Raw genomic sequence first — 12,343 nt, 5'->3', positions numbered from 1 at the left:
CTTTTAAATATCCGCAGCTGCAAAAACAACCTGTCCATCTTGAAATTTTTCAATACGAGCGAGAGAAGTAACAGGGACACCTGCATCTATCAAGACTTGGCGGCCGTCTTGGAAGGACTTCTCGATGACGATACCAACGCCAATTACCTGAGCTCCGGCCTGTTGGATAATGTCAATCAAGCCTTTAGCAGCTTGTCCATTGGCCAAAAAGTCATCAACGATTAGAACACGGTCCTCAGGCGACAAAAACTTACTAGCAATAGAAACGGTGCTGGTGACTTGCTTGGTGAAGGAGTAGACTTCAGATGTTAAAATGCCTTCGGTCATGGTAATATTTTTATGTTTTTTAGCAAAAATCATTGGCACATCTAGGCTTTCTGCAACATAGACGGCTGGTGCAATACCCGAGGCTTCGATCGTGACAACCTTGGTAATTTCTTTAGAGCGATAGGCATCTGCCAAGACCTGCCCCATTTCTTTCATCAAGCGAAAATCAACCTGATGGGTCAAGAATGAGTCAACCTTTAAGATGTTTTCTCCTAATACCTGACCATCTTTTAAAATGCGTGCCTCCAAAGCTTTCATATTTATCTTCTCCTCCAAATGATACTTTTGTGTATTATAGCATTTTTTTGCTAAAATCAAAACAATAAACGAATTTTTGTGTTGATATATTGTATATATCGACAAAATTCATTGAAAAATACGAATGTTCTGTGTTTGTTGGAGTGAAATGTATTGAAATTGTTCATGTTTTCTGATAGACTAATACCAATATTTAGGAATAAAGAAGGAGAAATCATGTCTCAGAAAATAACAAACGAATATTCTTCGGATATGCTTTACGGAATTGATGAACAACCACCAAAAGGGATGGCTGTTTTGCTTGCTTTTCAGCATATTTTAGCAGCTTTTGCAGGAATCATCGCAGTTCCTCTAGTCGTTGCAAGTGCCTTAGGATTGTCAGTCGAAGATACTTCTATTATGGTATCAGCCTCTATCTTTGTTGCTGGTATTGCTACCATTTTGCAATCTAAAGGTGTTGGGCCAGTAGGTTCACGTGTCTCTGGTATGATGGGGACGGACTTTACCTTTGCCAACCCAGCCATCAGTGTTGGTAGCCAGCTCGGGATTGCAGGTATTGTAGGAGCAACCATTGCTGGTTCATTTGTAGAGATTGCTCTCAGTCGTTTTGTCAAACCCTTGATGCGCTTCTTTCCGCCATTGATTACAGGAACTGTTGTATCCCTCATTGGTATTACCCTCATGCCAGTTAGTATGGACTGGGCAGCTGGTGGAGCTGGCGCTTCAGACTATGCTTCAGTTGAAAATATCGGTATTGCCTTTATCGTCTTGGTTTTCACTTTGGCATTAAATCATTATGGTAAAGGAATGTTGAAAACAGCCTCTGTCTTCTTTGGGATGGTTTTTGGTTATATCTTGTGTATTTTTCTTGGGAAAGTTGATTTATCGGCTGTAGGAGAAGCAGCCTGGTTTGCTCTTCCTAAAATTTTCCATTACGGTGTAAAATTTGACCTATCTTCTATTCTAGCCTTCATTCCAGCCTATGTCGTATCTTTGATTGGTACGGTGGGAATTATGATGGCCATTGGAGAAGCCTCAAATCAAAAGATTTCTTCTGAGCGGGCAGCAAATGGTGTTCTGGCAGACGGAGTTGGTTCCTTGATTGCAGGTATTTTTGGTGCTGGTCCAAATACAGCCTTCTCACAAAACGTTGGCCTCATTACTTTGACAAAAGTTGCTAGTCGTCATGTCATGATTTTAGCCGGTATTATCTTGACTCTACTTGGCGTCTTTCCAAAATTATCAGCTTTGATTTCCATCATGCCGCAGCCTGTTCTTGGTGGTGTTGGGATTATCATGTTCGGTTTGGTTGCTGCCCAAGGGATTAAGACTCTTGCAACTGTAAAAATTGGTGACCGTGAGCTCTTGATTATTTCCATTGCCTTTGCGCTGGGGATTGGAGTGACCGTTCGTCCAGAATTATTGAGTCATCTTCCATCAGCTCTTCAAATGGTCTTCTCATCAGGTATTTCAACAGGGACACTGGCTGCCTTGGTATTAAATCTGGTGTTAAAAGAGGAAAAATAAGAGTTATTTTATTAGTTTGCTTAGATGAAAAGAGAAGGCTGGTCAAAAAGCCCAGGACCACTACTCAGAGTTCGTGTCAACATCTCAGCGCAGTGGTTGATTGGCAGATTTGTTCGTGTTTTGCACTCCAAATCTGGCCTAATCAACTGTGCGGGGGTGGGAAAACGAACTCTTTTTATCTTGGTCGAGTTCTTTCCCACTCCCCTTTTTGGGGTAAGTAAAAAATGCTAAGGGTGTACAGTTGTCGTATCTGAAATTCTAGCCCCTACTTGACCGTACTTGGTATAACATATTACAATATATATAAGACCCTGTGTTCACAGTTCATCGCTTCCATTGGAGTGTTTGAAGGTGGAGATAAGGAAAGGAGATTCCTGACAAATTAGGTGGTAGGCGAAAACTGCCACAGGAGCTTTTTACTCGTCGAAGTAATAAAGTGAGACTAAATGATGATAGAGTCAAGTATTCCTTCAAAAAATTGCCTTGATGAGCAAAAACGATTTCTTGCATAAGAATACTTTGTTTATGAATATAGGTTCTAAGATTTGTCCAAGAGAGGTTATTATATGTTGAAATATATCCGTGCACTTCCCCTTGTTATAGTAGCGGGAGCGGTTGTTTACTTTACTATTTTTATCTGTATTGATAATGGTGATTGGACCTACGTTGTGACTAGAGCACTAGGGCTTAAGGAAGAACATGCCAATAATGTTTCTTTGATTGTAATTGGTGCCCAATCACTTTTTCTGACTTCGGATTGGTTTTACAAGCGGATTCGTGCCTTTCTCAATCGTCGTTTGGAAAAGGCCAAAGGGCTTAATCGGCAGATTTATCTGGGCTATAAGGCAGGGATTGAGTTTTTGATGGCGTTACCCAAACGAACTATTTTATTCACATTCTATCTACTTTTGGTAGTTGCTGAAAGTGTTGGTCTGATTGAAAAAGCCAAGGACTATGCTGCGGTAATCATCTTCATAATTGCTGTTGACCGCGTGACCAAAATCTGGCCGGAGGAAAAGCGGAGAATGATTGAGTTTAGCCAGAAGATTAAGAAACGGATTAAGAGTGTGGAGTAGGGAGAGTTGTTTGGGTATATTTATTTTTTGAAAATCTAATGCAGGTCTTCTATTGAGAGAATGAACGGAACAGTGTGCTGTCTGTGTCTTACTGAAGGAATTCTAAGCAGTGGTGTTGCCCTTGAGCCAAGCTACACTGAAAATAAAATAACACTTAAGTTTAATAATAAGCGAAGATGGACATATTCTGTCCATCTATTTTTATATACTTCTTATTGAGAATATCAGAATAGAGGGGTAAAAATGAACTATTATCACATAAAACTAATGGGAGATGTACAGCAACTAGAGCGACCGAGTGAATCTTTCGCACAAGAAAATAATTGGATGTATTTTTTGAAGGAAAAAGAAGATTTATTTATTGTAACGGGAGCTGCAAATACAAAACGAGAAATAGCAAAAAAGGTTCAGTCACTTTGGGAAGTGGATGTCTATTTAGATGGCTATTCTTCAATAACTGAGGATGATTTTATTGACAAAGTTGGACGTGAACTGTTGGGAGAATTTGGTTATTTTTTATTGAAGCAATCAAAGGAAAATAAGCAAGGTCTTACTCCGAATGCAGATGTGTTGTCAGAAAATATGAGTGGACTCAGCGACTTTAAAAATAGCATTCAGCATCTTATTAACTATTTAGACTATCAATCAAATGATTTAGAATCGCATACAAAAGAGCCGTTTTTCTTAATTTTCAATGGTCAAAAAGGCAGTGGACGAAAATATGCCCTCCAATATTTAGAACGCTTGTTCGACTTGAAAGCGGTTGATATTCATTGTAGTGAATACTTTCTTCCTAAGACTGATGAAAAGCAATTTCCAGTTGTTTATGACTATTTTAAGGCAAGGTCTCGTCCTAAATTAGAACTTTTCGCTAATATCAATGCGAAGAGGGAGAATAATATTTGTATTCTAATTGCCCAATCGACTGAAGAAGCTAAAAAAATAGAAATGGAATTACAGGAGGAATACTATAATGTAAATAGAATCGAGTTTCCTCCTTATACAAATGACGAACTGGTTGAAATTGCTATTCAACTTTTATCAAAAAGACGAATTAGTATAGACAAGAAAATTGTTAGGGAGTATGTAGAAAAGGCTTCAAATCTCAACAATGCAAAAGATATTCGACGAATGGTTCAGAGAATCCATGAGTATGCGGTGGCAACCAATTATTGTCAAGAAAATGGATTGCTGGATCTGAGTCACTTTAGTTTGCAAAAGGAACAATCTAAAAGCAAATGTGGTCAAGCTGAGAAGAGGCTGCATCAAATGATTGGTCTTCAATCTGTCAAAAAATTAATCAGACAACAAGTTGTTTTTGAACAACTATCGAAACTGAGGAAAGAAAGAGGCTATCATGTTGAAGAAAGTAATGGGCACTTGTTATTCACAGGAAATCCAGGGACGGGTAAGACAGAGGTAGCTCGTCTTTATACAGAAATCCTGTATGAACATGGATTGATCGCAGAAAATAGGATAGTAGAGGTTGGAAGAGCAGACCTTATTGGGGAATATGTTGGCCAAACAGCACCAAAAATAAAAAAGGTATTTGATAGTGCAAGTGGTGGCGTACTGTTTATCGATGAAGCTTACAGTCTGATTCCACAGAGTGAAAGAGATTTTGCCAATGAAGCTATACCCACCATTATTCAAGAAATGGAAAATCGTCGCAATGAGATAGTTGTTATTTTTGCCGGTTATAAAGATTTGATGCACAATTTTATAGATGCGAATCCGGGATTACAATCTAGAATTTCAAAAATCATTCATTTTGAAGATTACTCTGTGGACGAACTGTGTGAAATTTTTAGAATGATGTTGAGTAATAAGGGCTATTCCATTGAATTGAGCTGTGAGAGTGCATTGCGCTCGCACTTTTCGAGTCGTGTTAGAAATGAACATTTTGGTAATGGACGCTATGTTCGTAAATTAATAGAAGCTATCTTGTATCAACAGGCGACTCGGGTAATGGAAAGGATAGGTAAGAGGGATTTGGATGAAACAGAGTTGAATGTCGTAATAGAAGCTGATATTAAGAACGCCATTCAAGAATTATCAGAGTTGGAATCAACTCAACGGTTGATAGGTTTTGGATTACAGGGATAGAAGAAAGGAATTACACATGAATAACAATGGTTTGAACGAAAATACTGTGTTTAATGATATGGAAATTTTAGAAATATTTATCGATTTGCTATACAGAAATTTGGACTCGGATACCAAGGTGAGAAGCTCTTTTGACAGTATCAATCGGGAAGTGAGTGATTTTTTTGGAATCCCACAAAAGAGCTATATCGGACAACTTTTATATATTATTTCAGATGTTGATCACATCAGAAAGAGCTTTGTTGACCACATAGAATTTTACTATCGAGAGATGAATAGGAAAGTGAAAAGAGTAGTCGGAGTCAGTCTGGCTATAGAAATAGTACAAAATGTTCATTTTCTAGAAGAATTTGATGTTGTGATGATTGAAAATATTGAAGAATTTTATAATAGTACCGATGCGATTCAGAAGAAGTTGGCAAGAATTTTGGAAAGTTATCTAGAAACAGGCGGAAAATTACTGGTAACTGGTTGCGAGTTTGATAATTCAAACGACTCATTAAGCAAGATTCTCTACCAAGGAAATTTATTGAATTTGACTTGTTAAGAGTGGTATAATCTTGTTAGAATTGAGGCTTATATGAACGACCAAGAAAGACTACTAATCATATTTTTACGTTTGCAATCAGGAGCACATCTGAAAAAGTCACAGTTGGCAGATGAATTTGGAGTGAGTGAGAAGACAATTCAGAGAGATTTTGCTCTGCTAGGAGGATTTATCGAAAGTCAGCCGATGATTGCAGCAGAGTTAGCCTATGATTCTAAGCACCATACTCGCTTTTTGAAAGGGAAATCACTTTTTAACAAAAAGGAAATTCTAACCATTTCTAAGATTTTGCTAGAAAATCGTGCTTTGAATAAGGAAGAAAATAAGGCTGTTTTAGATAGCTTGTTTGCTCTGGTATCGAAAGATGAGCAGAAAGAAATTTCTACCATCATCGCTAGTGAACTATTAAACTATGCCCCGCTATCAGATACTCAAAACAGAATTGATAAGATTTGGGAATGGTCAGAGGCCATTCGTAAGGAATTGGTATTAGATATTCGCTACCAATCTCCCTACAATGTAGAAAAGAAACACACAGTTTTTCCTGTGTCACTCTACTACGATAGTCATTACTTTTACCTTGTAGCTTATAATCTAAAACATTCATCCTATATGACTTTAAAGTTAGATCGGATTTTAGACTGGAAACTTTCGACTGAGAAGAAGCCAGCTATTTCTTATGGCAAAAAGTTTCGAGATGGCGAAGTGCGGAATAAGCGCGTGGATTCCTTTATGGGACGAGAAATAACTATAAGAGTCAAATTTAGCTACGATCCAACCATTGTCTTGGATCAATTTCCGACAGCAAAGATTATCGAAACAATCTCAGAGGGAAATGTGATTGAATTTCTCAGTCAAGACACACCAGGCTTAAAACGTTGGTTGCTGAGTCAGGCGGATGCCCTAACTGTGCTTTCTCCGAGTTCGCTTGTAGAAGATATGAAACATTTTCTCAAAAATATGCAAGAAAACTATAAAAATTAGATATAGGGGACACTATTTGTCCACTCTGTGTATTAGAATGGTTGTATCAGTACTATAACTCTTGATTGAAAGGAGGGGAAGTATATGCAAGAATGGATTGTGGTAGATCAATTTGGAAATACGATTGTAGGACCGTTTTATGATAAAACAGCTGCGGAAATGCATGCGAAAATGATTCCGAATGCAAGTGTAGAGAAAAAATAGGAGAATAAGCAGAATGACCGATATTACTTTGAGGCATATGACACTAGAGGAACTTTTGAAGGACAATAGGCTCCATATCCCAAATTATCAACGCCCTTATAAATGGCAACGAAAACACATTCGCCACTTATTCTATGATGTCAAAGAAGTTATAGATTCTAAAAAGGACATTTATCAAGTTGGTTCTCTTATTTTACACGATAAAAAACAAACTTTAGATATTGTTGATGGACAACAACGGACAATTTCCATTGCATTATTTTTACAGGCTTTAGGAAAGTTGAATGACTATATCGGTGCTCGGCAGTTACTGAATCAAAAATTTGACGTGGTTTCGTGTCAACATGCTAAGGAAAATTTTGAAGAGTGGAAAATACTGATTGACCTAGATGATGAAAAGGCGCAAAAAGTTTGTGACTTTCTTCTTAAAAATTGTGAAATTGCTGTTATTACAATGCCACATAATCGATTATCTGAAGCTTTCCAACTTTTTGATTCTCAAAATAATCGGGGAAAAGCTTTAGAGCCACACGACCTGCTTAAAGCCTATCATTTGAGAAATGCCTCTGAAATCAGTGAAGATTTGATCGAAAATTGGGAAAAAATTGTTACAGACGAAAAGGTTAATTTAAAAGATTTATTTAACCAATATCTTTTTAGAGTGCGGCGGTGGTCAATTGGTGAAACTGGGTTGACTAAACGTCGTCAGGGTTCATACCTTCGCTTTACAGAAGATTTTATCGATGATTTTAAAGGTGTCGGTTTACATCATAACGAATACCCTTATTTGAATCTCTTTAGACTATTAAAAGAACAAAATATTGATTATCCTATTTCTTTAACGATGCCAATTATTGATGGAGAGTACTTTTTCTCTTATATTAATCAGTCACATAAAATGATTCAAAATAGAGAGACTTGGTTTGAAAATCTCAGTTTAGACTCCAAAATGCTAAAGATTTTACATTCTACTAAACAACGTTATAACCGGAATCGTAATTTATTCGATAATTTAGTGTTACTTTTTGTGGATAGGTTTGGTCAGGGAGCTTTAGATAAAGATATTGTTGAAACAATTTTTATATGGGCCTATTATCCACGTATAAAAGCGCGTGCCATTTATGATAGCACTTTAGCCAATTATGCTGCGGGTGGAATTTTTCAACGGCGTACAGTTCAAAAATTATTTCAGCTATTACATCATGCTAGTACACCAAGCGATTTTTTGCAGAAAATCAATCGTGATCAATTTGAACATTTTACCTTGGAGAAAATTCTTGAAGAAGAGGAGCTTAATAAATGACTAAGACAGCTACTTTGACAGTTACAAAACTTTTGACTGAAGATGAATACATTGTTCCTCTTTATCAGCGAAATTTTTCATGGACATATGATGAGATTGAGCAATTGCTTATTGACATAGCAGATGCTTACAAGGAACGTGAAAAGCGTCCTGATTATTACATCGGAACACTGGTTGTTCATCAAAAAGGAAATATGTACCATATTATTGATGGGCAACAGAGAACAACAGCTTTGACTTTGTTGGCATTGGTTTTGAGAAATGAGTATCACATTCAGATTCCTGGCTTGAAACTCTTAAATTTTGAAGCACGTAAGCAGTCCAATGCTTCTTTGCAACAGTTATTTGAAAATAGTAGTGTTGCATTTGAGAACATGGATGAGATTATTAGGGGTTACCAAAACACCAAATTAGCACTCAATAAAATTCTGTCCGAACAGTTTAAAATGGAAGTGACGGTATATGCTGAGTACCTCTTTCAACACGTCATCATTTTTAGAAATATGCTACCTACTGACTTAGATTTGAATCTTTATTTTGAGCGGTTTAATTCAAGAGGAGAGCAATTGGAAGCTCATGAAATTATTAAGGCTCAATTGATGGCGAAGCTTGATGATAAAGAAGCTGCTAAGTTTGCTAAAATTTGGGATGCCTGTGCAGACTTCGAGAATCCGGTAGTTAAATCATTTCAAATGAGAAAGAAAAGAAAGGAAACGTTTAAAGAAAGAGAAAACATTTTTGGTTGGCATTTTTCAAATTATAAATTAGCCAATATCTATCAATTTGTTGATAACACAAATTGTTCAAAAAAAAGTATATTGGATACGCTAGAAGATTCAAGTTCATTGGTATTTGATGACATCGTAGACGACAAAGAAACTGGAAAATATACAACCGTTATTAACTTTGACACACTACTCTTGTATACTGTTTCTATTATTGAAAATATTTCCCCACAAGATGTTCAATTAGATGATAAGAAACTACTTGATGTCTTTACGGTAAGTGAAAAAGGAAGGGATTGGGTCATTTACTTCTCGGAAACTTTATTAAGCATCAGACACCTATTTGATAACTATGTCATTAGAAATGCAAGCGAAGATACAGCAAGGCGGTCAAAAAACGACTGGTTTCTTAGCAAAGGTACTTACTATGAGTATCAAAGAGACAATCGGAAAAATACAGATTACTTTGTAGAAGAACATTTCGAGAATAATACTTTTCCAGATAAGGCAGTGAATGATACCATTATCATGCTTCAGTCTATGTTTGCAGTGACCTTTACATCAAATCGAGATAGTCGTTGGCTATATGAGACTTTGGTCTATCTATTCGAGAATGTTGAGCATTTGCAAGATGAAGCATTTGGACACCAGTTTGTATTTTTTCTCGAAGCGTTGGCAGTTCGGTATGCTGAAGGACGGTTATTTACAGAAGATGGTCAAAAATTTAGATGCTACCCTAATATGCCTATCTATGCTTTCAATTTTGTTGATTATGTCTTATGGAAAAATCAAAATAATCTACAGGAGTACTTTTTTGATTCAAGGAATTTTAGATTCACTTATCGTCGTTCCGTTGAACATTGGTATCCTCAGAATCCAAATTTTGAAGATAGTGGGATGTTAAGAATGTCTGATAGTCTGCTTCATGCTTTTGGAAACCTCTGTATTATCACGGATAGTCAAAATTCGAAGTTTGGAAACTCTAGACCGCAGGCCAAGTATAGCCAATGGGAAAATATATTCGGAAACCAAAGTCTAAAACTACAATGGATGGCTAAACTTACTGGAAATTCTGATGACAATTGGAATAATGAGGTAATCAGAGGGCATGAAGATAAGATCTTAATGTTAGTTAAGGAATTTATAGATTGTACGAAAAAACTTTGATTTTTTCGGAAGTTTTGAATTTCAGTTTATTCCCCTTATGTTTGCCAGTCTTGTCTCCAAGAAAAATAAAAATTTACAAAATTCCTTGCCAAAAGTAAGGGCTTATGTTACAATACCAAAAGCGTAGGTTTTTAAACTCATCCCGTGAGGTGAGAAAGACAACAGGAAAAATTATTAAGGGCCTATGACTATGTATATTTAGAAAGTCTGGGTCTTTTTGTGTACCCAGAATGGGAGATTTATGAGTACAAAAGCCAATCTTTTGTTTGATGTCCATGAGAAACCAGCCCCGCTTCAAGGGATTTTGTTGAGTTTCCAGCACGTGTTCGCTATGTTTGGTGCGACAATTTTGGTGCCGCTGATTCTCGGTATGCCCGTATCGGTTGCCCTCTTTGCATCAGGTGTCGGGACCTTAATTTACCAAGTGGCGACGCAGTTCAAGGTGCCGGTTTACCTAGGCTCTTCTTTCGCCTACATCTCAGCTATGGCTCTTGCTATCAAGGAAATGGGTGGCGATGTGTCAGCTGCTCAGACAGGTATTCTCTTCGTCGGTTTGATTTACGTGTTGACCGCGGCTCTGGTCAAAGTTATCGGTACTAAGTGGATTGATACCCTCTTGCCACCGATTGTTATCGGTCTGATGATTATTGTCATCGGTCTCGGTCTTGCCAATTCTGCCGTGACTTCGGCAGGCTTTGTCGCAGACGGTGACTGGAGAAATGTCGTAGCGGCTATTGCTACCTTCTTGATTGCTGCTTTTGTCAATACCAAAGGGAAAGGCTTCGCCAAGATTGTTCCCTTCTTGATTGCCATTATCGGTGGTTATGTGATTGCCATCTTCCTCGGACTAGTTGATTTCACACCTGTTCTGGAAGCAGCTTGGTTTGAATTGCCAGGTTTCTACCTACCATTTGAAACAGGTACTTTCAAATCCTACAATTTCTACTTCGGTCCAGAAATGATTGCTATCTTACCAATTGCTGTTGTAACAGTAGCTGAGCATATCGGTGACCACACCGTTCTCAGCCAAATCTGTGGCCGCCAGTTCTTGAAGGATCCAGGACTCAGCCGTACCTTGATTGGTGACGGTGTGGCGACTGCTGTATCAGCCTTTATCGGCGGACCTGCTAACACGACCTACGGTGAAAATACAGGGGTTATCGGTATGACCCGCATCGCATCAGTGTCCGTTATACGCAATGCAGCCCTGATTGCCATTGCCTTCTCATTCTTGGGCAAATTTACAGCCCTTATCTCAACTATTCCAAGTGCTGTTCTTGGTGGTATGTCTATCTTGCTCTACGGTGTTATCGCCTCAAACGGTTTGAAAGTTTTGATTGAGAGCCGTGTTGATTTCGGTCAAGTCCGCAACCTGATTATCGCAAGTTCTATGTTAGTTTTGGGTCTCGGTGGCGCAGTTCTTAACATTGGTGCTATCACCTTGTCAGGAACAGCCCTCTCAGCCATTGTCGGCATCGTCCTCAACCTCATCTTACCAAAAGCAGAAAAGGCAGAATAAGATAAAGTGAAAGTCAGCTCCGGCTGGTTTTTTTTGAAAATAGCAGAGCAGCTCAGCTATTTCTCAAATCAGTTGACAAAAGAGTCATTCCTTGATAGAATAAATGAGGTCCAAAAGGACAAATCTAGCTTTTTCTTGGTTGCAGGTCGCCAACCTGTCACTCGGATCAGGCTCAAAAACAAAGGAGAACATATCATGGCAATCTCAAAAGAGAAAAAAAATGAAATCATGGCACAATATGCTCGTCATGAAGGCGACACAGGTTCAGTTGAAGTACAAGTAGCAGTACTTACTTGGGAAATCAACCACCTTAACGACCACATCAAACAACACAAAAAAGACCACGCAACTTACCGTGGTTTGATGAAAAAAATCGGTCGCCGTCGTAACTTGTTGGCATACCTACGCCGCACAGACGTAAACCGTTACCGTGAATTGATTCACTCACTCGGACTCCGTCGTTAATATAAGATACGGAGGCGTGAGAAGCACAGCGAAATTAGGAAATTTTTGCAACAAGTTTACTTGTCAGAAAATTTATCTATTTCGCATAGCTTCTAGCCGAAGTTCAATTCAGAAAGAACCTGTTTTCAGGTTCTT

General features: G+C 38.1%; 10 protein-coding genes. 9 read left to right on the top strand and 1 reads right to left on the bottom strand.

The genetic code is table 11. The features are described 5' to 3' along the window. Positions 1-3 precede the first annotated feature (3 nt). A complete protein-coding gene (locus tag F9856_RS11190; RefSeq protein WP_202106651.1) occupies positions 4-585 on the bottom strand; it encodes a xanthine phosphoribosyltransferase in 582 nt (193 codons plus the stop codon). A 216-nt stretch (positions 586-801) separates the two neighbouring features. On the opposite strand from F9856_RS11190, the gene F9856_RS11185 reads away from it, so the two are divergent. From F9856_RS11185 to rpsO, 9 genes are all read left to right on the top strand, one after another. Then, positions 802-2,112: a nucleobase:cation symporter-2 family protein gene (locus F9856_RS11185; protein WP_202106650.1), complete on the top strand. Its 1,311-nt coding sequence runs from the start codon at positions 802-804 to the stop codon at positions 2,110-2,112. Positions 2,113-2,678: 566 nt separating this feature from the next. Next, complete coding sequence (locus F9856_RS11180; RefSeq protein ID WP_002942154.1) at positions 2,679-3,188, top strand: hypothetical protein; 510 nt, start codon at positions 2,679-2,681, stop codon at positions 3,186-3,188. 243 nt (positions 3,189-3,431) lie between these two features. Continuing rightward, on the top strand, positions 3,432-5,294 hold the full coding sequence (locus F9856_RS11175; protein WP_236659617.1) for an AAA family ATPase: 1,863 nt from the start codon (positions 3,432-3,434) through the stop codon (positions 5,292-5,294). Between the two features lie 16 nt (positions 5,295-5,310). Beyond that, positions 5,311-5,841, top strand: coding sequence for a hypothetical protein (locus F9856_RS11170; protein ID WP_202106649.1), 531 nt, complete (start codon positions 5,311-5,313; stop codon positions 5,839-5,841). Positions 5,842-5,874: 33 nt separating this feature from the next. Further along, on the top strand, positions 5,875-6,825 hold the full coding sequence (locus F9856_RS11165; protein WP_202106648.1) for a helix-turn-helix transcriptional regulator: 951 nt from the start codon (positions 5,875-5,877) through the stop codon (positions 6,823-6,825). Positions 6,826-7,042: 217 nt separating this feature from the next. Continuing rightward, positions 7,043-8,332 (top strand): DUF262 domain-containing protein, encoded by a 1,290-nt coding sequence (locus F9856_RS11160; RefSeq protein WP_202106647.1) that lies wholly within the window; start codon positions 7,043-7,045, stop codon positions 8,330-8,332. After that, positions 8,329-10,224 (top strand): GmrSD restriction endonuclease domain-containing protein, encoded by a 1,896-nt coding sequence (locus F9856_RS11155; RefSeq protein ID WP_202106646.1) that lies wholly within the window; start codon positions 8,329-8,331, stop codon positions 10,222-10,224. The genes F9856_RS11160 and F9856_RS11155 overlap by 4 nt, the downstream gene beginning before the upstream one ends. Before the next feature lie 241 nt (positions 10,225-10,465). Beyond that, positions 10,466-11,743 carry a uracil-xanthine permease family protein gene (locus F9856_RS11150; RefSeq protein ID WP_202106645.1) on the top strand — a complete coding sequence of 426 codons (1,278 nt, stop codon included), beginning with the start codon at positions 10,466-10,468 and terminating at the stop codon, positions 11,741-11,743. A 195-nt stretch (positions 11,744-11,938) separates the two neighbouring features. Further along, positions 11,939-12,208 (top strand): 30S ribosomal protein S15, encoded by a 270-nt coding sequence (rpsO, locus tag F9856_RS11145; RefSeq protein WP_002938849.1) that lies wholly within the window; start codon positions 11,939-11,941, stop codon positions 12,206-12,208. Positions 12,209-12,343 lie beyond the last annotated feature (135 nt).

The organism is Streptococcus suis (assembly GCF_016743335.1).
Classification (GTDB): Bacteria; Bacillota; Bacilli; order Lactobacillales; family Streptococcaceae; genus Streptococcus; species Streptococcus suis_Y.
The sequence above is the reverse complement of the archived record's forward strand: the minus strand, read 5'-3'. Positions and strand labels throughout refer to the sequence as shown.